The organism is Pseudomonas sp. S2_A10 (assembly GCF_054668465.1).
Window position 1 is genome coordinate 3,443,988 of sequence record NZ_CP162773.1, and the last position, 22,797, is coordinate 3,466,784.

Annotated in this window: 22 protein-coding genes, 1 tRNA gene and 1 pseudogene; 19 read left to right on the top strand and 5 right to left on the bottom strand. The window is 60.1% G+C overall.

Annotation, left to right across the window (positions count from 1 at the left end):
* From bamC to AB4N41_RS15520, 6 genes and pseudogenes are all read left to right on the top strand, one after another.
* Window positions 1-1,116: an outer membrane protein assembly factor BamC gene (gene bamC / locus AB4N41_RS15495; RefSeq protein WP_016771264.1), complete on the top strand. Its 1,116-nt coding sequence runs from the start codon at window positions 1-3 to the stop codon at window positions 1,114-1,116.
* Window positions 1,117-1,122: 6 nt separating this feature from the next.
* A complete protein-coding gene (locus AB4N41_RS15500; RefSeq protein WP_024012002.1) occupies window positions 1,123-1,884 on the top strand; it encodes an MBL fold metallo-hydrolase in 762 nt (253 codons plus the stop codon).
* 28 nt (window positions 1,885-1,912) lie between these two features.
* Window positions 1,913-2,626 (top strand): phosphoribosylaminoimidazolesuccinocarboxamide synthase, encoded by a 714-nt coding sequence (purC, locus tag AB4N41_RS15505; RefSeq protein ID WP_150636519.1) that lies wholly within the window; start codon window positions 1,913-1,915, stop codon window positions 2,624-2,626.
* A gap of 84 nt (window positions 2,627-2,710) precedes the next feature.
* Window positions 2,711-2,800: transfer RNA gene (locus tag AB4N41_RS15510), tRNA-Ser, on the top strand.
* 120 nt (window positions 2,801-2,920) lie between these two features.
* Window positions 2,921-4,276 (top strand): chromate efflux transporter, encoded by a 1,356-nt coding sequence (gene chrA, locus AB4N41_RS15515; RefSeq protein ID WP_252877643.1) that lies wholly within the window; start codon window positions 2,921-2,923, stop codon window positions 4,274-4,276.
* Window positions 4,276-4,395 (top strand): annotated as a pseudogene (locus AB4N41_RS15520) (manganese catalase family protein); the annotation flags it as partial. The gene chrA and the pseudogene AB4N41_RS15520, both read left to right, overlap by 1 nt.
* Before the next feature lie 38 nt (window positions 4,396-4,433).
* Here AB4N41_RS15520 and AB4N41_RS15525 read toward each other — a convergent pair.
* On the bottom strand, window positions 4,434-5,432 hold the full coding sequence (locus AB4N41_RS15525; RefSeq protein ID WP_252877644.1) for a ribonuclease Z: 999 nt from the start codon (window positions 5,430-5,432) through the stop codon (window positions 4,434-4,436).
* A gap of 196 nt (window positions 5,433-5,628) precedes the next feature.
* On the opposite strand from AB4N41_RS15525, the gene AB4N41_RS15530 reads away from it, so the two are divergent.
* Both AB4N41_RS15530 and AB4N41_RS15535 read left to right on the top strand, forming a co-directional pair.
* Window positions 5,629-7,206: a histidine kinase famiy protein gene (locus AB4N41_RS15530; protein ID WP_252877645.1), complete on the top strand. Its 1,578-nt coding sequence runs from the start codon at window positions 5,629-5,631 to the stop codon at window positions 7,204-7,206.
* 152 nt (window positions 7,207-7,358) lie between these two features.
* Complete coding sequence (locus tag AB4N41_RS15535) at window positions 7,359-8,336, top strand: SDR family oxidoreductase (RefSeq protein WP_252877646.1); 978 nt, start codon at window positions 7,359-7,361, stop codon at window positions 8,334-8,336.
* 113 nt (window positions 8,337-8,449) lie between these two features.
* On the opposite strand, the gene AB4N41_RS15540 is transcribed toward AB4N41_RS15535, so the two are convergent.
* The gene (locus tag AB4N41_RS15540; protein WP_016771242.1) at window positions 8,450-8,641 is read right to left on the bottom strand and encodes a YegP family protein; all 192 of its coding nucleotides are present in this window, start codon (window positions 8,639-8,641) and stop codon (window positions 8,450-8,452) included.
* Window positions 8,642-8,916: 275 nt separating this feature from the next.
* Here AB4N41_RS15540 and AB4N41_RS15545 point away from each other — a divergent pair, with 275 nt between their 5' ends.
* The 6 genes from AB4N41_RS15545 (at window position 8,917) to AB4N41_RS15570 (ending at window position 14,622) form a co-directional block, all read left to right on the top strand.
* Window positions 8,917-9,882 carry a glycosyltransferase family 2 protein gene (locus AB4N41_RS15545; protein ID WP_150636528.1) on the top strand — a complete coding sequence of 322 codons (966 nt, stop codon included), beginning with the start codon at window positions 8,917-8,919 and terminating at the stop codon, window positions 9,880-9,882.
* Window positions 9,883-9,885: 3 nt separating this feature from the next.
* Complete coding sequence (locus AB4N41_RS15550) at window positions 9,886-10,596, top strand: class I SAM-dependent methyltransferase (RefSeq protein WP_252877647.1); 711 nt, start codon at window positions 9,886-9,888, stop codon at window positions 10,594-10,596.
* Window positions 10,593-10,979: a GtrA family protein gene (locus tag AB4N41_RS15555; RefSeq protein ID WP_252877648.1), complete on the top strand. Its 387-nt coding sequence runs from the start codon at window positions 10,593-10,595 to the stop codon at window positions 10,977-10,979. The genes AB4N41_RS15550 and AB4N41_RS15555 overlap by 4 nt, the downstream gene beginning before the upstream one ends.
* Window positions 10,976-13,081, top strand: a complete 2,106-nt coding sequence (locus AB4N41_RS15560; RefSeq protein ID WP_252877649.1) for a DUF6311 domain-containing protein — start codon at window positions 10,976-10,978, stop codon at window positions 13,079-13,081. Before AB4N41_RS15555 ends, AB4N41_RS15560 begins: the two co-directional genes overlap by 4 nt.
* Before the next feature lie 89 nt (window positions 13,082-13,170).
* Window positions 13,171-14,091 carry a LysR substrate-binding domain-containing protein gene (locus AB4N41_RS15565; protein ID WP_056783563.1) on the top strand — a complete coding sequence of 307 codons (921 nt, stop codon included), beginning with the start codon at window positions 13,171-13,173 and terminating at the stop codon, window positions 14,089-14,091.
* A 165-nt stretch (window positions 14,092-14,256) separates the two neighbouring features.
* Window positions 14,257-14,622: a 5-carboxymethyl-2-hydroxymuconate Delta-isomerase gene (locus AB4N41_RS15570; RefSeq protein WP_041478855.1), complete on the top strand. Its 366-nt coding sequence runs from the start codon at window positions 14,257-14,259 to the stop codon at window positions 14,620-14,622.
* A gap of 3 nt (window positions 14,623-14,625) precedes the next feature.
* Here AB4N41_RS15570 and AB4N41_RS15575 read toward each other — a convergent pair whose 3' ends face one another.
* Both AB4N41_RS15575 and AB4N41_RS15580 read right to left on the bottom strand, forming a co-directional pair.
* Window positions 14,626-15,561: a LysR family transcriptional regulator gene (locus AB4N41_RS15575; protein ID WP_150742405.1), complete on the bottom strand. Its 936-nt coding sequence runs from the start codon at window positions 15,559-15,561 to the stop codon at window positions 14,626-14,628.
* A 176-nt stretch (window positions 15,562-15,737) separates the two neighbouring features.
* Window positions 15,738-16,910, bottom strand: a complete 1,173-nt coding sequence (locus AB4N41_RS15580) for a cyanate transporter (RefSeq protein ID WP_252877651.1) — start codon at window positions 16,908-16,910, stop codon at window positions 15,738-15,740.
* Window positions 16,911-17,313: 403 nt separating this feature from the next.
* Here AB4N41_RS15580 and AB4N41_RS15585 point away from each other — a divergent pair, with 403 nt between their 5' ends.
* From AB4N41_RS15585 to AB4N41_RS15605, 5 genes are all read left to right on the top strand, one after another.
* Complete coding sequence (locus tag AB4N41_RS15585; RefSeq protein ID WP_252877652.1) at window positions 17,314-18,963, top strand: phosphoethanolamine transferase; 1,650 nt, start codon at window positions 17,314-17,316, stop codon at window positions 18,961-18,963.
* 163 nt (window positions 18,964-19,126) lie between these two features.
* On the top strand, window positions 19,127-20,260 hold the full coding sequence (gene rnd / locus AB4N41_RS15590; protein WP_056783576.1) for a ribonuclease D: 1,134 nt from the start codon (window positions 19,127-19,129) through the stop codon (window positions 20,258-20,260).
* Window positions 20,257-20,550: a YcgL domain-containing protein gene (locus AB4N41_RS15595; protein WP_041478850.1), complete on the top strand. Its 294-nt coding sequence runs from the start codon at window positions 20,257-20,259 to the stop codon at window positions 20,548-20,550. Before rnd ends, AB4N41_RS15595 begins: the two co-directional genes overlap by 4 nt.
* Before the next feature lie 105 nt (window positions 20,551-20,655).
* Complete coding sequence (locus AB4N41_RS15600) at window positions 20,656-21,588, top strand: D-2-hydroxyacid dehydrogenase (RefSeq protein ID WP_041478849.1); 933 nt, start codon at window positions 20,656-20,658, stop codon at window positions 21,586-21,588.
* A 254-nt stretch (window positions 21,589-21,842) separates the two neighbouring features.
* Window positions 21,843-22,292 carry a YcgN family cysteine cluster protein gene (locus AB4N41_RS15605; protein WP_016771232.1) on the top strand — a complete coding sequence of 150 codons (450 nt, stop codon included), beginning with the start codon at window positions 21,843-21,845 and terminating at the stop codon, window positions 22,290-22,292.
* Window positions 22,293-22,413: 121 nt separating this feature from the next.
* Here the strand turns inward: AB4N41_RS15605 and AB4N41_RS15610 are convergent, their stop codons facing one another.
* Window positions 22,414-22,791, bottom strand: coding sequence for a YgaP family membrane protein (locus AB4N41_RS15610; protein WP_252877654.1), 378 nt, complete (start codon window positions 22,789-22,791; stop codon window positions 22,414-22,416).
* Window positions 22,792-22,797: the final 6 nt, after the last annotated feature.

The following is a 22,797-nucleotide window of genomic DNA, read 5'->3' on the forward strand; positions in this document are numbered from 1 at the left end:
ATGAAGCGAATGGCCGGACTTTCCGCACTTGCCTTGATTATCTCCAGCACCAGTGGCTGCGGATGGGTCTGGGGGCCGGAAGGTTATTTCCGCGACCGTGGAAGCGATTACCTGCAAGCGCAACAGACTGCACCGATGCAATTGCCACCGGATGTGAGCACTGCCAAGCGCCTCGATCCGCTGTTGCCGATCCCGCGCAACGTGGCCGATGACACCGCGACGGGCGAATACGTCGTGCCGCGTCCTCAGCCGCTGTCGGCGGTTGCCGATGCCACTGATTACTCGCTGCAGAAGAGCGGTGATTCGCGTTGGGTCGTAGCCCAGCATCCACCGGCCGAAGTCTGGCCAGTGGCGCTGCAGTTCTTCCAGGACAACGGTTTCCGTCTGGATGAACAGCGTCCGCAGACCGGCGAGTTCACCACTACCTGGCAGCACTCCGACGAGCTGTCCGCTTCGATGGCCAAGCGCCTGAGTGCGGCCGGTATCGCCAGCGACAGCGAAACCCGTGTGCGCGTACGTATCGAGCCGGGCGTGCAGCGCAACACCAGTGAAATCTACGTAGTCAGCGCCGAGCGTCCTGCCGGCAGCACGGCCGACGTGGCCTTCACCAACCGTTCGGTCAACACTGGCCTGGACGCTGCGCTGGTCGACGACATGCTCGCGAGCATGAGTCGCACCTCCGAGAAGGGCGGCTCGGTGTCGATGCTGGCCTCGCGTGATTTCGACGCGCCGAGCCGTGTCAGCCTGAACGAAGACGGCAGCGGCAACCCGGTGTTGAACGTCGGTACCGATCTGGACCGCGCCTGGTCGAGCGTCGGCCGTGCGCTGGAACAGGGCGAATGGCGCGTTGAAGACATCAACCGCAGCCTGGGCCTTTACTACATCAACCTGGCCGAAAAAGCCGAGAAGAAAGACGACAAGCCTGGCTTCTTCAGCAGCCTGTTCGGCAGTGCGCCGAGCAAGGAAGAAGTCGAAGCCCGCGCCGAGCGTTATCAGGTTCGCCTGAGCAAGGTGGGCGAGAACATCCAGGTCACCGTCGAAAAGAACATCAACACCGTCGCGCCGGCCGATGTCGCGCGTAAAGTGTTGAGCGTGATTCAGGACAACCTGGGCTGATCCGATATGCGTTTTGCCGTTCTCGGCAGCGGTAGCCAAGGGAACGGCACGCTGATCGCCAGTGCTGATACGTACGTGCTGGTGGATTGTGGTTTTTCCCTGCGGGAAACCGAAAGACGTCTGTTGCGCCTGGGTGTGCACCCGGCGCAACTGAGCGCGATACTCGTGACCCACGAACATGCCGACCACGTGCATGGCGTGGGTTTGCTGTCTCGGCGCTACAATCTGCCGGTCTACCTCAGTCGCGGCACACTGCGCGGGATGCGCAAACCGCTGGAACCGGCAGGCTTTCTCGCCGGCGGCGAGCAACTGCAGATCGGCGCACTGAACGTCGGGGTCATTGCCGTGGCCCATGACGCGCAGGAGCCGACCCAGTACGTCTTCAGCGATCAGGAACAGCGGCGCTTCGGCCTGCTGACCGACCTGGGATCGTTCTGCGAGCGGGTGCTGGATGGCTATCGGGACCTCGATGCATTGATGATCGAGTCCAACCATTGCCGCGACATGCTGGCTCGTGGTCACTACCCGTACTTTCTCAAGCAGCGGGTGGGCGGCGAACGCGGACATCTGAACAACCATCAGGCGGCATTCCTGGTGGCCGAGTTGGGCTGGCAGGGCTTGCAACACCTGGTCCTGGCCCATCTGAGCAGCAAGAACAACCTGCCGCAGCTGGCCCGGCAATGTTTTGTCGACACCCTCGGGTGCGACCCGGACTGGCTGCAACTGGCCGATCAAGATTCAGGGCTCGACTGGCGCCACATCGCCTAGCCCACCTACTTAGCAAGCGGAGCCCATCATGGAAAAACGTGAAGAACTCTACCGCGGCAAAGCCAAATCGGTTTACAAGACCGACGACGCTGACCGCTTGATCCTGCTGTTTCGCAACGACACTTCGGCGTTCGACGGCAAGCGCATCGAACAGCTCGATCGCAAAGGTATGGTGAACAACAAGTTCAACGCCTTCATCATGCAGAAACTCGAAGCGGCCGGCGTGCCGACCCAATTCGACAAACTGCTGGGCGACAACGAGTGCCTGGTGAAGAAGCTCGACATGATCCCGGTGGAATGCGTCGTGCGTAACTACGCCGCCGGCAGCCTGGTCAAGCGTCTGGGTGTCGAGGAGGGCATGAAGCTCAACCCGTACACCTTCGAACTGTTCTTGAAGGACGACGCCAAGGGCGACCCGTTCATCAACGAATCCCACGTTGTTGCATTCGGCTGGGGCACCGCCGAGCAACTGGTGCGCATGAAGGAACTGTCGCTCAAGGTCAACGAAGTCCTGAGCAAACTGTTCGACGACGCCGGCCTGCTGCTGGTCGACTTCAAGCTTGAATTCGGCGTGTTCAGCGACGGCTCCATAGTCCTCGGCGACGAGTTCAGCCCGGACGGCTGCCGTCTGTGGGACAAGGACACCAAGAAGAAGATGGACAAGGACCGCTTCCGCCAGGGCCTCGGTGACGTCATCGAAGCCTACGAAGAAGTCGCCGCTCGTCTGGGCGTACCGCTTTAATCGACGCAAGCATCTGATAGCACGGAAAAAATTTCGTTTGGGGGGTTCGCAACCGACGAAAGTGTTGTTATGATGCGCGCCGTTGGAGAGATGCCAGAGTGGCCGAATGGGACGGATTCGAAATCCGTTGTACCTTCACCGGTACCTAGGGTTCGAATCCCTATCTCTCCGCCATTATTGAACAAGACGAAGCCCCCGTAATCATTGCTGATTACGGGGGCTTTTTCGTTTCTGGCGTTTTGTTCGCAATGCTTTTCGGGTACAACCTGCCGACTGCATAAAAGGAACAGCTCGATGAGTGAAGTTCAGCCGTTGGCGGGTGATGACGAGGTGAAGCCGCAGAGCGTGAGTCTGCGTGAGGCGTTCTGGTTCTGGTTGAAGCTGGGCTTTATCAGTTTCGGCGGGCCGGCCGGGCAGATTTCGATCATGCACCAGGAGTTGGTCGAGCGCCGGCGCTGGATTTCCGAGCGGCGTTTTCTGCATGCCTTGAACTATTGCATGTTGCTGCCCGGGCCGGAGGCGCAGCAATTGGCGACCTACATTGGCTGGCTGATGCATCGAAGCTGGGGCGGGATTGTGGCCGGGGCGTTGTTCGTGTTGCCTTCGCTGTTCATCCTGATTTTCCTGTCGTGGCTCTATATCGCCTTCGGTGAGGTGCCGGTAGTGGCCGGGCTGTTTTACGGGATCAAGCCTGCGGTGACGGCCATCGTCGTGCAGGCGGCCCATCGGATCGGTTCGCGGGCGCTGAAGAACAATTGGCTGTGGGCGATTGCGGCGGCGTCGTTTACGGCGATCTTTGCGTTCAATGTGCCGTTTCCGCTGATCGTTTTGGGTGCGGCGGTAATCGGCTATTGCGGCGGACGCTTGGCGCCTGAGAGGTTCAGAGCCGGCGGGCATAGTGCGGCGAAGAAGTCTTTCGGTCCGGCGTTGATCGACGACGACACGCCAACACCGGCCCATGCCCGTTTCAGCTGGACGAGACTGGCCATGCTCGCCGTGATTGGCGCCGCGCTGTGGGCATTGCCGATGGGCGTGTTGACCGCGCTGTTTGGCTGGCAGGGCACGCTGACGCAGATGAGCTGGTTCTTCACCAAGGCAGCGCTGCTCACCTTCGGTGGAGCTTACGCAGTGTTGCCCTACGTCTATCAAGGTGCGGTCGGTCACTACGGCTGGCTGACCCCGACGCAGATGATCGACGGCCTGGCGCTAGGCGAAACCACACCGGGGCCGCTGATCATGGTGGTGGCGTTTGTCGGTTTTGTCGGCGCTTATGTGACGCAGGTGTTCGGCGCCGATCAGGTGTTCCTCGCCGGAGCGGTCGCCGCCGCGCTGGTGACGTGGTTTACCTTTCTGCCCTCATTCCTGTTCATCCTCGCCGGCGGCCCGCTGGTGGAGTCGACGCATGACGAACTCAAATTCACCGCGCCGCTGACCGCCATCACCGCCGCGGTGGTCGGCGTGATTCTCAATCTGGCGTGTTTCTTCGGCTATCACGTGCTCTGGCCGCAGGGTTTCAGCGGCAGCCTGGACTGGACGTCGGCGTTGATTGCGCTTGCGGCGGCCATTGCGCTGTTTCGCTTCAAGCGCGGAGTGATTCAGGTGTTGCTGGGCTGTGCGTTGGTTGGGTTGGTGGTGCATTTGCTGCGTTAGTCTCGGCCGGCGTGCCATGGACGGCGGCGTATATCGACACCGTCGGTGAGCCTACCGCCGACATGCGCTCCAACATCGCAGCTGAAGCACGGGCGAAGATCGTCTATGAGCGCTTGATGGGGCGCGCGCTTGACATCAGGCGGCGCGCCCCGGTTAATCACTGTGAAATCTTGGTGACTTGCAAAGATTTGCGCTCGATCGCTACGGGCTGCAAATGCCCCAAACGGTCGAGGTGATAGCGCTGCAGATCCCGCGCCAGAATCAGTTGGCCGTGATACAGCGCTGCCGCTTCGTTGCGCACATCCTCGATCGACGGGCTCACCGCCGGATTGGCCTGATAGCGCGCGCTGAAATGCGTCAACACCAGATTGCGCACCCCGGCTGATTCGGCAAATCCAGCGACAGCGGCGGCGCTGCTGTGGCCGTAACTGGCACGAGCGCGGTCGATTGCTGCCTGCACGAATGTCGCTTCATGCACGAGCACATCCGCCGATTGCGCCACTTCGGCCAGCAGTGCCGGCCGATCGTTATCGCCGCAGACAATGATGCGTCGATCAGGTCGTGAACTCAGCAGATAGTCGCGAGCGTGCAGCATCCGCCCGTCAACCTCCACGTCCTGACCGTGGGCCAACTGACCCCAGAGCGGGCCGCGTTCGATACCCTCGGCATCCAGGCGCTGCACGTCCAGACGCGGTTCCGGGTCGGACTCGGTGAACACATAACCGTGACACGGCACCCGATGCGACAGTTCGACGGTCTGCACCTGAACGTTAACGTTGCGCCACTCCGTGAGCGTTTCCACAGCGTGCAGGTTGATCTCGAACGGCAGATACGATTGCGTCACCTCCAGACTCATTTTCAGCCATGGATGCAGCGATGTTGGCAGGATAATGTCCAGTGATCGCGTGCGTCCGGACATGCCGGTGCTCGCCAGCAGACCCGGCAAGCCCAGGCAGTGATCGGCGTGCACATGAGTGATGAAAATCGCCCGCAACTCGCTCAGCGACAGCGGCGTGCGCAGCACCTGATGCTGAGTGCCTTCACCACAATCGATCAGGTACCAGCCCTTGCCGGCAGACGCGATCAGTGCCGTCGCGCTGACGTTGCGCTGGCGGGTCGGCACGCCGGCAGACGTGCCCAGAAACAACAAATCCACGGTGGTTCTCCCTGGCGGATCGGATTTCAGATATTGCGTGCAGTTCTCGGTGAGCTTTCGACAATCAGCGAGGCGATTCGGATCCATCGATGGACTGCGACAATTCATCGGACACCCGCGCTGTCGGCGGCTGGCCTCGGCACTTCGCTCGCTGATGATGGTCACAGCGAAACGGAGTCACTTAGCGGAGGTCAACTTGCCCAGAAAATCCAGGCCGATCGTCGACCGCGCCGATGCGGCGACCCTTTCGCAAGAACGCAAAGATGTGTTTTTCGCGGCGGTGCAGGTCAGCCGCATGGCCATGATTGTCACCGATCCAGCGCAGCCCGACGATCCCATCATTTTTGCCAACAATGCGTTTCTTGAACTCAGCGGCTACGAGCTGGAAGAAGTGCTCGGGCGCAACTGCAGGTTTCTGCAAGGCGAGCAGACTGATCGTGCGGTGTTGCAACGGGTCAAGCAAGCGCTGAAACATCACCACGAAACCTGCGTGGAGGTGCTCAACTATCGCAAGGACGGCTCGTCGTTCTGGAACGAGCTGTTCATCGCGCCGCTATTCAACGAGCGCGGACAACTGGTGTATTTCTTCGCTTCGCAAATGGACGTCAGCCGCCGCCGTGACGCCGAGGACGGTTTGCGATACAGCGAAAACATGGAAGCACTCGGGCAGTTGACCGGAGGCATTGCCCACGATTTCAACAATCTGTTGCAAGTGATGATCGGCTACATCGAGCTGATCCAGCACACCGCCAAGCGGCCGAGCATCGATCCGCAACGCATCGTGGTCGGCGCCGGCCACGCTCGCGCGGCGGCGGAAAAAGCACGTTTGCTGACCCAGCATCTGCTGGCATTCTCCCGCCGACAACGGCTCGAAGGCCGGGTGATCAATCTCAATGCCTTGCTTGAGCGCTCTACGCTGCCGACGCATGAATCCGCCGATCTGGAACCGCAATTCGAACTGGCCGAGGACTTGTGGAACTGCCGGCTCGACCCGGCGCAGGCGGAGATGGCGCTGAACCATTTGCTCTCCAACGCCTGCGATGCGCTGGTTGACCGGCAACAGCCAGCGATTACCGTGCTGACCCGCAACGTCGTGGTCCCGGACGCGACCGATCCGCACCAGGGCGGACTGGCGGCGGGGCGTTACGTCTGCATCGCGGTTGCCGATAACGGCGTGGGCATTGCCGCTGACGATCTCGACAAAGTGATGGAGCCGTTTTTCACCACCAAAGAGGAAGGCAACGGTGCCGGCCTCGGTTTGTCGATGGTTTACGGCTTCGTCAAGCAATCCGGCGGTGTGGTCAAAATCGAATCGACGCCGGGACTCGGCACCACGGTGCGCCTGTTCTTCCCGGCGGATGACAGTCAGCTATCGGCATCTGGCTCCGCTGAAACCGCAGAAAATCTCAAGGGCACGGAGCGCATCCTGATCGTCGAGGATCGCGCCGAAGTCGCTGAACTGGCGCGCTTTGTATTGTCCGAACAGGGTTACCACACCGACCTCGCTGCAGATGCGAGCGAGGCACTGGCCGTGCTGCAGAGTAGCGAATACGACCTGGTATTCACCGATCTGGTCATGCCGGGCGACATGAACGGGCTGGCACTGGCGCGGGAAATCAGCCAACGCTATCCGGCCATGAAGATCCTGCTGACGACCGGGTACTGCGCGGACGAGTCGACGCCCAATGAGCTGGCTGACAATGAGTTCGAATTGATCGCCAAGCCCTACGCGCCGGTGGACCTTTTGCGCAAGCTGCGCTTGATGCTCGGCTGAAAAAACGAACTGACGGCGCACGTTCGGCGTCCATCCTAAAGACTGCATTGAACAACCAGTGAGGGACCCGATCCCCGAGGAGATATTGGCAGTGAGCGATGACTTGATGATCAATAACGGGCCGATCGACTGAGCGTCAACGAGGACGGTTCATGCAGGAGCAATCTTTGGTGGTGATTAGCGGCGCCAGTGCTGGCGTCGGGCGCGCGGTGGCTCATCGGTTTGCCGCTGGCGGCTACCACATCGGACTGTTGGCGCGTGATCCGGCGGGACTGGCCGCCACGCAAGAGGAGCTGCAAGCGTATGGCGTTCAGGTTGAAACCGTCAGCGTCGACGTCGCCGATGCGCTCGCCGTGCAAGAGGCCGCGCAGCAACTGGAAACCGCGCTCGGGCCGCTGGCGGTCTGGGTTAACGCGGCGATGGTCACGGTGCTTTCGCCGATAGAACAATTGTCTGCCGCCGAGATCGAGCGCGTCACTCAGGTGACCTATCTCGGCACGGTTCATGGCACCTTGGCGGCGCTGTCGTTGATGCGTCCGCGTAACAAAGGATTGATCATTCAGGTCGGCTCGGCGCTGGCCTATCGGGCCATTCCGTTGCAGGCCGCTTACTGCGGGGCAAAATTTGCCGTGCGCGGTTTTACCGATTCGTTGCGCTGTGAGTTGCTGCATGAGCGCAGCCATATTCGCGTGTGCATGGTGCAATTGCCCGCGATCAATACCCCGCAGTTCGACTGGGCGCGCAACAAATTGCCCAAGCGTCCCCAACCGGTGCCACCGATTCACGACCCCGACGTAGCGGCACGGGCGATTTTCAGTGTGGTAAAGCATCCTCCGCGAGAGTTGTGGCTAGGGTGGTCGACGATCAAAGCGATTATTGGGCAGTCGGTCATGCCCGGTCTGCTCGACCGTTTGATGGCGCGAAGTGCATGGTCCGGTCAGCAGACCAACGAGCCTGAAGACAACGAGCACCCGGACAACCTGTTCGAAGTGCAGCCGGATCGGCATCAGATTCGCGGCCGCTTCGTCGGCCGCTCCAGGGACGCGGCGCTGGCGTTGACGTCTACTCAAGTGATGGCGATATCGGCAGTGATTGCCATATTGGTCGGCGTAGTTCTGTTACAGCTCTGATGCTTTCCCGGTTCGCTCCACTGTCGACGCATCTCTGCGCCCGCTGCTAGAGGCGCCGGGGTGCATGGAAGCAACAAATGCAGCACATGCACCTTTGATGACTGTGGTTTCGTTCAGATCTCTTTGATCGGCGTCTCGCCCTGTACGGCTTTGATCAGGTTGATCACGTGCAGGCAATCAGCCTTGTTCACATACGATTCGCCACTGGCCACCGTCTCGTGGTTGCGCGCACGCAGGCGCCAGCGCCATTGGCCTTTGCCAGTGCTGGGGGTGCCTCGGGTTTGTCGGTAGATTTCGAAATACATACGGTTCGCTCCCTGCGATCGATAGGCGCGCCCACCTGTGTGGCGCATCGACGCAAGCCTAGCGCAGCGGTTTTTTTTGGCTATCGGGGATTTGTTTCCAATCGTTCGCGGATGTTTCTGAAAGACGCTGGCCAGAGCGCCGCGACTGCCCGGCGAATTGGCCGATATGACGCCGTGTCCTGCTTGCACGTGCGTGCCGGCTGCTGCTTAATACGGCACGGCTCATGGCCTCGAAAGACTTTCGATGACCGACAAACTATAAAAAGAGCACTCCTTTGACTGAGCACGGAACGCAACAGGCCGGGCAGGTGACGTTGTCGCTGGTGATCCCCGTTTTCAACGAGGCCGACAGCCTCGACAGCTTTCTTTCGCGCATCGACGACGTCTTTCAGACGCAGGCACTGATCGATCTTGAACTGGTCTTCATCAACGATGGCAGCACCGACACCACCCTTGAGCGCTTGCTTGAGCGGCAGCGGCAAGACTCGCGTCTGCGCATCGTCGATCTAAGCCGCAACTTCGGCAAGGAAGCGGCGTTGTCGGCCGGTCTGCAAATGGCCACCGGGCAGATCGTGGTACCGATCGACGCCGATCTGCAGGACCCGCCGGAAGTCATTTTGCAGATGATCGAGCGCTGGCGCGAAGGTTACGAAGTGGTGCTGGGGCATCGTGTCAGCCGCCGCAGCGACACGTGGGCCAAATCGACCTCGGCCCACTGGTTCTATCGCCTGCACAACCGCATCGCCGAACAGCCGTTGCCGGAGAACGTTGGCGACTTCCGCCTGATGGACCGCTGCGTGGTCGATGCCTTGCTGACCCTGCCTGAGTCGCGACGCTTCATGAAAGGTCTGTTCGCCTGGGTCGGTTTCCGCACCACTCATGTCGACTACGAGCGCCCCGAGCGCGTGGCCGGGCAAAGCAAATTCAATGGCTGGCGGCTGTGGAACTTCGCCCTCGAAGGCATCACCAGTTTCAGCACCGAGCCGCTGCGGGTCTGGACTTACCTGGGGGCAACGGTTTCGCTGGTGTCGTTTGCGTTCGCCATGTTCATTGTCCTGCGCACACTGATCCACGGTGTCGACTTGCCTGGTTATGCCTCGCTGATGGTCGCAGTCACGTTCCTTGGCGGTCTGCAATTGATCGGCATTGGCGTACTCGGCGAATACCTTGGCCGCACCTATATCGAATCCAAACGCCGGCCGGTTTTTCTGGTGCGTCGCGTTTACGACCCCAAGGACTGACAGATGGATCTCAAGGAAACCGACATCCTCGGCGACAGCATCGATGAGCATTGGTATTACTGCTGCAAAGCGGCGGCGACCCGGCGATTGCTGGGTAACATGCCGATCCGGCGAATACTCGATGTCGGTGCCGGCTCGGGGTTTTTCTCGCATCATCTGCTGACCCACACCGACGCGCATGAGGCGTGGTGCGTCGACATCAGTTACCCCGCCGATTCAAGCGCCACCACCGCGGGCAAACCGGTGCATTACCGCCGCGGCATCGACAGCATCGATGCCGATCTGGTGTTACTGATGGACGTGCTCGAGCATGTCGACGACGACCTCGGCCTGCTCAAAAACTATGTCGATAAAGTGCCTTCGGGCAGTCGTTTTCTGATGACGGTGCCGGCGTTTCAGTTTCTCTGGAGCGGTCATGATGATTTTCTTGAGCACAAGCGCCGCTACACCCTCGCGCAATTCGAAACCCTGGCGGGCGATGCCGGTTTGACCGTACAGCGCGGCACCTATTATTTCGGTGCGGTGTTTCCTATCGCCGCGGCATTGCGCCTGATACCTCAAGGTTCGCAAACCGCACGGCCGCAGTCGCAACTCAAGCGTCATCACCCGTGGGTCAACAGCGTGCTCAAGACTCTTTGCCGACTGGAGTTGCCGTTGATGGGCAGCAACCGGCTGGCCGGTTTGAGCGTCTTTGTGCTGGCGCAGAAACCGTGATCGACAGTGATCGTTCAGCGTTGGTTCGCCGTGGTCTGCGCTTTGCCCTGACCGGGCTGTTCGTCACTGCGCTGCATGCGCTGGTGGCCGTGATGTTCATCCGCTTCATCGCGCCCGAACCGCCGCTGGCCAATGGTTTCGCCTTTGCCGTGGCGACCGTTGTGTCTTATGTGATCAATACCACCTGGAGCTTTTCAGCTCGCCTGCACGGGCGCACGTTACTGCGCTTTGTGTCGGTCTCGGCGGGCGGTTTTCTATTGGCGATGCTGGTTGCCTGGGCGGCGCAAGTGGCGGGGTTGCATTATCTGCTCGGGATCGGTGCCGTGGCCATGACGGTGCCGGCGTTCACATTCGTTTTGCATAATTTCTGGACGTATCGATGAAGCTTTGCTCAACCTCTCGGGCGGCTGCGCTGTTGCCTGTGCTGCTAGGCATTCTGGCCTTTTTTATCGTGGTCGGCCCACGGGCGTTGAACCCGATGAACATTGCCTGGCTGGGCGACGGCGACCCGGCCACCCATTACCAGGGTTGGGTGTTTTTCCGGCACTCGCCATGGAGCTTTCCGCTGGGGCTCAATCCGTCTTATGGACTTGAATTGAGCAATGGCTTGATCTTTTCCGATTCCAATCCCCTGTTCGCCTTTTTGTTCAAGCCGTTTTCGGCGCTGTTGCCGGAGCCGTTTCAGTATTTCGGACTGTGGTTGCTGACCTGCTTCATTCTGCAGAGCTGGTTTGCCTGGAAACTGCTCGGCCTGGTGACCCGCGACGCGGTTCTGCGGTTGCTCGGCACCGGGCTGTTTTTATTCGTTCCGGCCATGCTGATCCGCATGAGCGTGCACCTGTCCCTGGGCGGGCATTTCATGTTGCTGGCCGCGCTGTACCTGGCGCTGCGGCCCTTCACGCCCAAGCGCTCTCTGGCCTGGGGAACGTTGCTGGCGGCGGCCGCGCTGATTCACGCCTATTTGCTGGCGATGATTGCGCTGATCTGGCTCGCCGATCTCGCAGCGCACACCCTGCGGCGACATCTGGCGCCGCGCAAAGCTGTGGCCGAACTGATCGGTCTGTTTTTGCTGGTGAGTCTGTGTTGCTGGCAGGCGGGCTACTTCAGCGTCGGCGATGACGGTCTGGCACTGATGGGCTACGGTCTGTTCCGCGCCAATGTGCTGAGCTTTTTCGACCCGGGAACCTGGTCGTTTGCCCTGCGCGACATGCCCGGTGTGTTGGGCGATGGTGACGGTTTTGCTTTCCTTGGTTTGGGTGTGGTGTTCCTGTTCATCTGCGCCTTCGCGGCATGGCTGCAACGCGGCACGGATGTTCACCTCAAGCCACGTCGCTACCCGTTGCTGTTGCTCGCGCTCGCCGGCCTGGCGCTGTTTGCGTTTTCCAACAACATCGGGGTCGGCCCATTCGAGTTGCACATCCCGCTGCCGGATGCGGTGGTGGCGGTGGCGACGATTTTTCGCGGTTCGGGGCGGATGATCTGGCCTGTCATGTACATGGCGATTTTCGCCATTCTGTACGTGGTGATTCGCGGCCATACTTCGCGCACGGCACGGATTCTGCTGAGCATTGCCCTGTTGCTGCAAGTGGCGGATACGCGTTCCGGTTGGGGAGAGTCGCGCAACCTGTTCATGGCCACGCCGGCGCCACAATGGCCGACGCCACTGGTTGATCCGTTCTGGGATCAGGCAGCCCACCATTATCAGGCGGTGCGCTGGCTGCGCCCGGAGAATTATCCGGAGCAGTGGCGAACGCTGGCCGAGTATGCGGGACGCCATCATATGCCGACCAATGCGGTCTACCTCGGCCGCATGAGTACCAAGGCCACCGAGGCGGCCCAGGCTGTGGCCGACCAGATGGTCAGCTCTGGTCAATACGCCGCCGATACGTTGTATGTACTCGATAGCCGCACTGTGCTGCCGGCCGCGCTGACTCTCAATCGCGAGACTGACGTACTCGCCAGAATCGACGGTTTGAACGTGCTGGCGCCCGGCTGGAAGCGTTGCGCCGATTGCCCGCCCATCGTGGCCGCGGATCCCCTTACGCTGATTTCGCCAATGAAGTCGAACGAGCGCGTGACCTTCAACGTTACCAGCCTGGCGACGTTTTTCCTCGGCAGCGGATGGTCGAAAAGCGAACCGTGGGGTACGTGGTCCGAGGGCAGTGAATCGCAAATCATTCTGCGGCCCGAGGCCCCGGTGAGATCATTTGTGCTGGAAGCCAACGCTTTGATTGCGCCGTCGCATACCGAACAGGGGCTGGAGATTAGCGTCAACGATGTGCCGGTGCTCTCCACCCGCTTGCTCAAGGCCGAAGCGAACGTTGTCAGCGTTGATCTGCCAGCGGAAGTCCAGCAGCGCATTGAGCGTGAAGGCGTGCTGGTGATTCGTTTCCAGCACGCCGATGCCGTCAGCCCGAGAGCGCTGGGCATGGGACTCGATCCGCGCAAACTGGCCATTGGCATTCTGGCGTTGACGCTTCATTGACCCTTCAGTGACTGTTCGGCGCAGCGGCCCATAGACGCGGTTCTTGGGCCTTTCTACACTGCCGCTATTCCGGGGAGCAGGGGCAAAGGATGAACCGCAATGAACTACGCAAGGCCGACATCAACCTGATGGTGGTGTTCGAGACCCTGATGCTCGAACGCAACGTGACCCGCGCGGCGGAGAAACTGTTCCTCGGCCAGCCGACCATCAGCTCGGCGCTCAACCGTTTGCGCACGATGCTCAACGATCCGCTGTTCATCCGCGTCGGCCATCGCATGGAGCCGACGGCCCGCGCTGAAGATATTTACCGCCATCTCAAACCGGCACTGGATTCACTGTCGGCGGCGCTGAGCCTGACCCGCGATTTCGATCCCGCGACGAGCACCATGACCTTTCGCATCGGCCTGTCCGACGACGTCGAATTCGGCCTGCTGCCGCCGCTGTTGCGCGCGTTGCGCCAAGAGGCGCCGAGCGTGGTGTTCGTGGTGCAGCATGTCGATTACTGGCGCATTCCCGACCTGCTCGCTGCCGGCGATATCACCGTCGGCATCAGCCAGACCCGTGGCCTGCCGGCCAACGCCAAACGCAAACTGCTGCGGCATATCCAGCCAAGCATCCTGCGCGCCGATGCCTCTGATACGCCGCTGACCCTCGACGAATATTGCGCCCGCCCGCATGTGCTGGTGTCACACACGGCCAATGTTAGCGGTTACGCCGATGAGTGGCTGGCGGAACTGGGCCGCACGCGGCAGGTGGTGTTGTCGGTGCCGCAATACAGCGCACTGCCGGCTTTGCTGGCCGGCACCGACCTGATCGCCAGCCTGCCGGATTACACCGCAGCGGCGATGGCGGCGTCCGGGGCGCTGTTCCAGGAACCGTTCCCGTTCAAGACGCCAACACTGGACCTGTCGATGGTCTGGCTCAGCCACGTCGACAGCGACCCTGCCGAACGCTGGCTGCGCTCGCGGCTGGAAGCATTCATGAGTGAACGGCCGCTTATTCAGATCTAACAGATGCCACGTATCCCTGTGGGAGCGAGCCTGCTCGCGAAGCGGTTCAGCAGGCGCGGGTGTGCAACCTGAAAGGACGCTTTCGCGAGCAGGCTCGCTCCCACAAATGACGCTGTGTGATTGTGGTATATGTACGCCCCCGCATCCGCCGACTGGAGATCCGCAATGCCACACCTGCACATGGAATACACCGCCAACCTGACGCAGTTGAACGCTGACATCGCCCTGATCCGGCTCAACAACACGCTGGTCGGTTCCGGTCAGTTCGGCGCGGAGTTCGATATCAAGAGCCGCGCGATCAAGATCGACAACTTCAAGGTCGGCACGGCGCAGGGCGAGCGTGCCTTCGTCCATGTGAAACTGGCCTTGCTCAGCGGGCGCTCGGCAGAGATCAAGAAGCAGCTCTCGCAAAGTCTGCTGGCAGTGTTGCAGGAACTCTGCGAATGGCCGGCCGGGCTCGAAGTGCAACTGTGCGTCGAACTGCTCGACATCGATCGCGAGTCGTACAGCAAAGCCGCCATCGGCATCTGACGTTCAGGCGTTTTCCAGCTCGCTGCACACCTGAATCACCTGCTCGCGCAGCCAGACGTTGGCGCTGTCCTGATCGGCGTTCTGGCTCCACTGCATGTCGAGGGTGAAACCCGGCAGGCCGTTGGGCGCTTCGCAGTGGTTGAACACCGCGTCGTTGGTCAGCAGACGCTGGATACGCCGGGGCAGGGTGAGGATGAAATCGGTGCCGGTGATCATCTTCAACGCGGCGCTGTAGCTGTTCGATCGCGCGACAATCTGACGTTTTTGCGCTTGCCGTGCGAGCCAGCCGTCGACCATGTTGGTGCTTGAAGTCCACGGCGTTGGAAACACATGCCGACGTTCGGTGAATGCTTGCAGGCTCAGGCGCGGTTCGAGTGGTGTGGCGCGTTTGTCGAAGACGCAGACCAGGTCATCTTCCAGCAACATCCGTGATTTCAGATCCGCATGCTGGCGGTGAAAGTGCGGGCCGAAACTGATCACCAGATCGAGGCTGCCGTCGCGCAACTCTTCGGCCGGAACGTCGGTTTCGAATTTGTGCATGTTGACCATCACCGGTAAGTCATCGAAGTCGAAGCGCTTCAACAGACGCGGCAGAATCAATTGCTCGAAGTATTCCGGGGCGCAGATGTTGAAAGTCACCGCCTGCCGGCTCGGGTCGAAGGCCGGGGCGCCGGCATGACAGAGGTTGATGCTTTCGAGAATCTTCTGCACATGGCCGTACATGCTGCAGGCCTTATAGGTCGGACGCATGCCAGTGCGGGTGTTAACGAATAACTCGTCTTCGAAACTGGTGCGCAGTTTCTTCAGGCAATAACTGACGGTGGACTGGCTGACGAACAGGGTTTCCGAGACATCGGTGACACTGCTCTGCTCGTACACGGCGACGAATACCATCAAGTCCTGCATATCGAGCTTGCGAAGCAAATTACTGTTCAGCATGAGTTCCGTCTCGCTGTGCCCCTTGCGCAGAATTCGCGCAAACGTGTGCGTACGATCCTAACGGAACGATGGTGCCAGGAGAAACCCTCGTAGGACATTTCACGGACACATGTGGGACAGAAACTTTTAGCAACACGACGTTGCCAATCTCGTGCGCAAAAGATGGCCAGAGGCCTCTAGCCCGGGCAGGGCAAGTGACGTGTGTAGTCGCGAGGGTTGAAGCGCACAACCATCAGCAGCATGAGCACCACTACTGCAGTCAGCGCCCACCACGCGCCTTCGAAACTGCCCAGCCGATCACGAATGATCCCTGCCAACAGCGGCGACAGTCCTGCGATCAGATAACCGATCCCCTGTACAAACGCGGTCAGGCCACCGGCGCGCTGCGGCTCGTCGCAGTGATCCAGCGCGACGATCAGGCTCATCGGAAACAGACCGCCAATCCCCAACCCCAACAGACAAGGCCATAACAGGGCCAGAGTTAGCGGGGCGAGAATCAGCCCGCAGAAACCGCCGATGATCAGCAACAGCAGAACCGCCAATATCCCACGCCTATCACGACTGCGATTGGCGATCGCCGGCACTACCAGCCCGGAAATGACCTCCATCGCTGTAAGAAAACCCAACATCAACCCGGCGTTCTGTTCACTCCAGCCTTTTTCCACGTAATACGGGGCAAGCCAGGCGAGGACACAGGTGTAGGACGCCGTACCGAGGCCAAAGAAAATCGCCAGCAACCAGGCGCGACGGCGCGTGATGAAAGATTCCCGCTGGGTCACCCTTGGTAGGGCTTGCGCGGGCTGCAAGCACCAGACCAGCAACGCGACCAATGCCAACGCCGCCCAGATGGCCAGCCCGATGCGCCAACTGCCGGTCTCCACCATCACCAGCGGCGCGAACGATGCGGCAATCGCGGCGCCGCCCATGATCGAAGTCACGTAGATGCCCATGCACAACGCCACGTTGTCAGCAAAGCGCGTCTTGATCAGCGCCGGCATCAATGCCTGAATCAGGGCTATGCCAATACCGGCCAGTATCGCGCTGACGATCAGCTCGACCGCAGAATCGATAAACAGCCGTGACACGTTCGCCAGCCCGATGACAAGCAGCGACAGCAGCACCGTGCGTTGTTCGCCCAGACGCTGGCTGATGCGCAGGCCGAAGAACATCGCCAGCCCCATGGCCATGACCGGCAGCATCGTCAGCAAAGAGGCAAGCGTGAAGCTCAACGGTATATCGCTACGGATCGCCGACAGCAGCGGCCCGATGGCTGCCATTGAGGGGCGCAGATTAAGTGCAACAAGAATGATCGCGAGTATCAGCCAAGCGGCGGGGCGGGAGTGATTCATCAGCAGGCCTTTGAGTGGGGAGGCTGATGATTAGGCGTCGCGGCGCGCGCATCGGCAAATCAGAAAACCCCGGGCCAGACCTAAAAACTCGATAACACCCCTGTCCCGATGTGGGAGCGAGCCTGCTCGCGAATTCGTTCCTCCAGACAAACATTCATTTGCTGACATTGCGCTTTCGCGAGCAGGCTCGCTCCCACAGAGGACATTGTGAAGTGCCTGAAACTGAATAAACCCTGAACCATTCTCAAATACTCGCAAACTTTCACGTTCGTACTCCGAGGCAACTAATCATTAGCATCTTTTTCACGAAAAATTGATCCATGCCTGCCTAAAGTTTGGCATGCCTCGGTGAATGAATTTTTCACAATCGACGAGGCTCTTCTTTCAGGAACAGTCACTCATCATGTTGAAGTTAAAAGCCGTGCGCCCGGAATGGGTGACGTTGTTTGCCAGCGCCTTTTTGTTGCTCGGTTTCAATCTGGTGCTTTGGCAACACCTGTTCGAGATCACCGCCGCCGATGGCAAGGGCATCGCCATGCGCGTGGCGTTCGGCGTGATGATCCTTGCCGCGTTCAATATCGTGCTGACGATATTCGCGTTCCGGCCACTGCTTAAACCACTTTTGACTCTTTTGTTTTTAGTCAGCGCCGGCGTGGCTTATTTCATGAGCCAATATGGCGTCATGATTGATGCGGGCATGTTGCGCAACTTTGCCGAGACCAACGCGACGGAAGTGCGTGATCTGCTTTCGTTGAAGTTGTTCGCTTATATTCTCTTGCTGGGTGTTTTGCCGTGTTTGTTGTTGTGGAAAGTACCGGTCAATTATCGGCGCTGGCATCGCGAGTTGTTCAGCAAAGTTATTGTCAGTGTTGCCTCGGCGGCGGTGATCGGCGTTGTGGCATTGGCCAACTATCAAGGTTTGTCGTCGCTGTTTCGCAATCACCACGAAATTCGCCTGATGCTGGTGCCGAGCAATTACATCGGCGCATCCATTGGTTATCTGCAAGAGCAAGTTGTCTCGGCGCAGCAGCCGTTCATCAAGATCGGCGAAGATGCCCAGCGCAACCCCGACTTGCAGCTACAGCCACGCAAATCCCTCACCGTGCTGGTGGTAGGGGAAAGTGCGCGGGCGCAGAACTTCGGCATTCTCGGTTACGACCGAGACACCACCCCGCAACTGGACAAAGAGGCTGGCCTGATCGCTTTCACTGATGTGCATTCCTGCGGCACGGAAACGGCTGTCTCGGTACCGTGCATGTTCTCCAACATGGGCCGCAAGGATTACAACGCCAGCAAGGCCAGGAATGAGGAGGGCTTGCTCGACGTACTCAAGCGCGCCGGCATTGATGTGATCTGGCGCGATAACCAGTCCGGCTGCAAAGGCACTTGCGACCGCGTCACGGTGCAGGATGTCAGCAAGTTTCAAGACCCGGCGTTGTGCGCCAACAGCGAATGTCGCGATGAAATCCTCCTGCAAGGGCTGCAAAGTTTTATCGATCACTTGGACAAGGACACCGTCCTGGTTCTGCACCAGATGGGCAGTCACGGCCCGGACTACTTCAAGCGGTATCCCAAGGAGTACGAACACTTCACTCCGGTCTGTGAAAGTAACGCGCTGAACAATTGCAGCCGCGAAAGTATCGTAAACGGTTACGACAACACCTTGGTCTACACCGACCATGTGCTGGCGAGCCTGATCGATGTGCTGCGCAGCAATCAGGACAAAGTCGACACCGCCATGCTCTATCTGTCGGACCACGGCGAATCGCTGGGCGAGTACAACCTGTTTCTGCACGGCACGCCTTATATGCTGGCGCCCGAGCAACAGAAGCATGTAGCGATGCTGGCGTGGTTCTCTGACAGCTATCAGAAGGCCTATTCGGTCGACACCCATTGCCTGCAACTGAGCCGGGACAAGCCGCTTAGCCAGGACAATCTGTTCCACTCGATGCTCGGCCTGCTGGAAGTGCGCAGCAGCGTCTATCAACCTGCCTTGGACATGTTTGCCGGCTGTCGTGGCGCGGTGATCGACGGCGTGTTGGCAAAGCAGTGAAGCGTTTCCTGCCCGTCGCGCCAATGCGACGGGCCTTTCTGTTTCTGCTGTCAGACTATTCTTGCTGACAGGCAAGACATTTCCTTACAGCTCTTGCCCTTCAAAGGCGCGTAAATCGTCGGTGGCGATATATACTGCGCGCCATTCTTCAAGGGAGAGCCGTGTGGCTATCGATATTCACTGGATTCGCGACAACGAAAGCCTCGCGCAGTTTTGCGCCGAGTGGCAGCAGCTGCCGTTCGTTGCCCTCGACACCGAATTCATGCGGGTCGACACCTTCTACCCGATTGCCGGCCTGTTGCAGATCGGCGACGGCAAACGCGCCTACCTGATCGACCCGCTGACCATCAACGCCTGGCAACCGCTGGCCGAGTTGCTGGAAAACCCGGCGGTGCTGAAAGTCCTGCACGCCTGCAGCGAAGACCTCGAAGTACTGTTGCGCCTGACCGGCAGCCTGCCGGCGCCTCTGTTCGACACGCAACTGGCCGCCGCTTACCTGAACCTCGGCTTTTCGATGGGCTACTCGCGTCTGGTGCAGGAGGTGCTCGGCATCGACCTGCCAAAGGGCGAAACCCGTTCCGACTGGTTGCAGCGCCCGCTGTCCGAAACCCAGATCAGCTATGCCGCCGAAGATGCCGTGCATCTGGCCGAGGTGTTCGTCGAGTTGCGGCCCAAGCTGTCCGACGACAAGTTCGCCTGGGTGCTGGAGGATGGCGCCGAACTGGTCGCCAACCTGCGCCGCGAAACTGATCCTTACGAGGTGTATCGCGAGGCGAAACTGGCGTGGAAGTTGTCCCGTGCACAACTCGCCGTGCTGCGTGAGCTGTGCGCCTGGCGCGAAAAAGAAGCCCGCGCCCGCGACCTGCCGCGCAACCGCATCGTCCGTGAACACTCGCTGTGGCCCTTGGCCCGCACGCAGCCGGATAACCTCGCGGCGCTGGGCAAGATTGAAGACATGCACCCGCGTACCGTACGTCAGGACGGTCAGTTTCTGCTTGATCTGATCAAGCGCTCTGGCAGTGTGGGGCCAGATCAATGGCCGCCGGCAGTGCCGGAGCCGTTGCCGATCGAAGCCGCTGCGTTGATCAAACAACTGCGCGCGCTGGGTCAGGCCGAGGCCGAACGCTTGGGTATTGCCCCGGAACTGATGCTGCGCAAGAAAACCCTCGAAGCCCTGGTCAAAAGCGGCTTCCCCGAGGGGCCTTACCAATTGCCCGATTCGCTGCGTGGCTGGCGCCGCGAATTGCTCGGCCAGAAGCTGCTCGACAGCTTGGCCACCGCCGGAGAACAGCCTTGAAACGTATTTGCTCCATCTACCAAAGCTCCAAGCGCAGCGGCATGTATCTCTACGTGCTCAAGAGCGATGCGCTCGAGCGCGTGCCGGAAGCGCTGATGACGGCTTTTGGCAAAGCGAAGCATTCCTTCGATCTGGTGCTGTCGCCCGAGCGCAAGCTGGCCAGCGAAGACATCACCGTGGTTCTGGAAAACCTCGACAAGCAGGGCTATCACCTGCAAATGCCACCGGCCGAGGACGAGTACATCGAGCACTTGCCCGAAGAGTTGCTGCGACGCAACGACCCGGTCTGACCCGCGAGGCCCTGTTCTGGGCCTCGGTTAACCCTGGAACTGTTTTTACCGCGATGGCCGGCCCGACCCCGGCGGCTGTCTGCACGGTTTGCGAAAGGTTTGAAGATGCGCGTTCTGATTGCCGAACACGACTACGCGATATACGCCCGCCTGCTGCGTCAGGCGCTGCCCGAGCTTGAAATCCTGACCAGCGGCGACTCCGCCGAACTGGCGCGTCAGGCCGCCGATTGCCCGGTGTGGCTGGGCCAGCCGGATCTGCTGGCGACCTTGCTGCGCCAGGGCCATCAACCGCAATGGCTGCAATCGACCTGGGCCGGCATCACGCCGCTGCTCGCCGACGGCCTGCGCCGCGACTATCGCCTGACCCGCGCCGTGGGAATCTTCGGTCAGGTCATGGCCGAATATGTTTTGACCTACATCCTCGGCCACGAGCGCGAAGTGCTGGCGCGGCTGGTCAGCCAGGTCGAGCGCAAGTGGGACAACCGCAGCGGCCAGAGTCTGGTCGGGCGCAAGGTGCTGATCGTTGGCACCGGTGACATCGGCCAGAGCGTTGCGCAGTTTCTGCGGCCGTTCGGCGTCGAGCTGTACGGCATCGCCAGCAGTGCCCGCGAACAGGCACCATTTGTCGAAGTCGGCGCGCTGGCCGATCTTCCGCGTCTGGTGGGCGAAGTGGATTACGTGGTCAATCTGCTGCCGAACACCGAACACACCCACGATATCTACGACGCGGCGCTGTTCAAGCAATTCAAGCCGACCGGATTGTTCATCAACGCTGGGCGTGGCGTCGCAGTGGTCGATGCCGATCTGGTAGAAGCCTTGAAGGAAGGGCATCTGGCCGGCGCGGTGATCGACGTTTGCCGTCAGGAGCCATTGCCGCAACGCCATCCATTCTGGACCGCATGGGGCTTGTTGCTGACCGGGCACAGTTCGGCACCGACCTCGCCGGCGCTGATGGTGGATTTGTTTGTGCAGAACCTGAAAGCGTATGAGGCAGGTGAAGCTTTGCGCGGCGAGGTGGATTTCACCCGCGGTTACTGACTCTCCACCGATTTCACTGTGGGAGCGAGCCTGCTCGCGAAGAGGGCGTGTCAGTCGACAACAGCGTGTCTGACACAGCGCTTTCGCGAGCAGGCTCGCTCCCACTTTGGTTTCAAAGTGTAGCCACCAGTTTGCTCAGCGGGCGGCGCTGGTGCGGACAAGCGGATTTACCGGCAGTCGCCAGCGCTTGGCCCCCGCGCCCGCTGGCACTAGACTGGCGGCCTTTTCACCACCTTGATGTTGATGCTTGAGCCATGGCCGCCATAGTCGAACCGTTCTGGAAACGCAAAACCCTCGATCAACTCGATCATGAGGAATGGGAATCGCTGTGCGATGGCTGCGGTCTGTGCTGCCTGCAAAAGCTCGAGGACGAAGAAGACAACAGCGTCTATTACACGCGCATCGCCTGCAAACTGCTGGATCTGAAAACCTGCCAGTGCAGCGATTATCCGAACCGGATCAAGTTTGTCCCGGACTGCATTCAGCTCACGCCGGGTCAGGCGGAAGAATTCAAGTGGCTGCCGCCGACCTGTGGTTATCGTCTGGTCAGCGAGGGCAAGGATCTGCCGTTATGGCATCACCTGGTGTGTGGCGACCGCGACGCGGTGCACCATGAGCGGATTTCCCAGTCCGGGCGCATGCTCGCCGAAGGCAGCGTGCCGGAGGATGACTGGGAAGATCATCTGATTTTTCGCGCGGGTTGATGAGGTGGTGGGTTGTTGAATCCGTAAAGATCAAGAGATCGCAGCCTTCGGCAGCTCCTACAATGGAAAACGTGATTTCGTGTAGGAGCTGCCGCAGGCTGCGATCTTTTGCTTTAAAGCCTCAGACGCCAGCCTTCGGCGAGGTCAGCGAATCATTGCCGGTCACAGTGGCTGTTTCAGTAGCCACTTCGGCATTGGTCTTCAACTTGCTCAGTTCTTCCCCGGCGCGTTCGATCTTCGCCCGCACGTTGCTCATGTCCTGACGGCCTTTTTCCAACAGGCTTTTCGCCGAGCAGTGTCCGGTGATGCCACGGGCTACGGCCATGCCGCCGAGCGCCACTTGCAGCAGGCCGAATACGCCGCCACGGCGCAGGCCCTTGCCGACCATCAGCACGCCGCCGGTCAACGAGCCGACGCGCTCCCAGCCATGCACATTCTTGTGCGAAGGCGACTGGAACGGGGTGGATTCGATGCGTTCTACGCGTTTGAGCTCGCTCATGATCTA

Coding starts and splice junctions, on each gene's coding strand:
- AB4N41_RS15575 (WP_150742405.1), bottom strand. CDS start 15,561: ATGCTGAACAGTAATTTGCTTCGCAAGCTCGATATGCAGGACTTGATG.
- AB4N41_RS15560 (WP_252877649.1), top strand. CDS start 10,976: ATGAAGCTTTGCTCAACCTCTCGGGCGGCTGCGCTGTTGCCTGTGCTG.
- AB4N41_RS15580 (WP_252877651.1), bottom strand. CDS start 16,910: ATGAATCACTCCCGCCCCGCCGCTTGGCTGATACTCGCGATCATTCTT.
- AB4N41_RS15535 (WP_252877646.1), top strand. CDS start 7,359: ATGCAGGAGCAATCTTTGGTGGTGATTAGCGGCGCCAGTGCTGGCGTC.
- chrA (WP_252877643.1), top strand. CDS start 2,921: ATGAGTGAAGTTCAGCCGTTGGCGGGTGATGACGAGGTGAAGCCGCAG.
- AB4N41_RS15600 (WP_041478849.1), top strand. CDS start 20,656: ATGCGCGTTCTGATTGCCGAACACGACTACGCGATATACGCCCGCCTG.
- AB4N41_RS15585 (WP_252877652.1), top strand. CDS start 17,314: ATGTTGAAGTTAAAAGCCGTGCGCCCGGAATGGGTGACGTTGTTTGCC.
- AB4N41_RS15540 (WP_016771242.1), bottom strand. CDS start 8,641: ATGTATTTCGAAATCTACCGACAAACCCGAGGCACCCCCAGCACTGGC.
- AB4N41_RS15500 (WP_024012002.1), top strand. CDS start 1,123: ATGCGTTTTGCCGTTCTCGGCAGCGGTAGCCAAGGGAACGGCACGCTG.
- AB4N41_RS15605 (WP_016771232.1), top strand. CDS start 21,843: ATGGCCGCCATAGTCGAACCGTTCTGGAAACGCAAAACCCTCGATCAA.
- AB4N41_RS15565 (WP_056783563.1), top strand. CDS start 13,171: ATGAACCGCAATGAACTACGCAAGGCCGACATCAACCTGATGGTGGTG.
- bamC (WP_016771264.1), top strand. CDS start 1: ATGAAGCGAATGGCCGGACTTTCCGCACTTGCCTTGATTATCTCCAGC.
- purC (WP_150636519.1), top strand. CDS start 1,913: ATGGAAAAACGTGAAGAACTCTACCGCGGCAAAGCCAAATCGGTTTAC.
- AB4N41_RS15610 (WP_252877654.1), bottom strand. CDS start 22,791: ATGAGCGAGCTCAAACGCGTAGAACGCATCGAATCCACCCCGTTCCAG.
- AB4N41_RS15550 (WP_252877647.1), top strand. CDS start 9,886: ATGGATCTCAAGGAAACCGACATCCTCGGCGACAGCATCGATGAGCAT.
- AB4N41_RS15570 (WP_041478855.1), top strand. CDS start 14,257: ATGCCACACCTGCACATGGAATACACCGCCAACCTGACGCAGTTGAAC.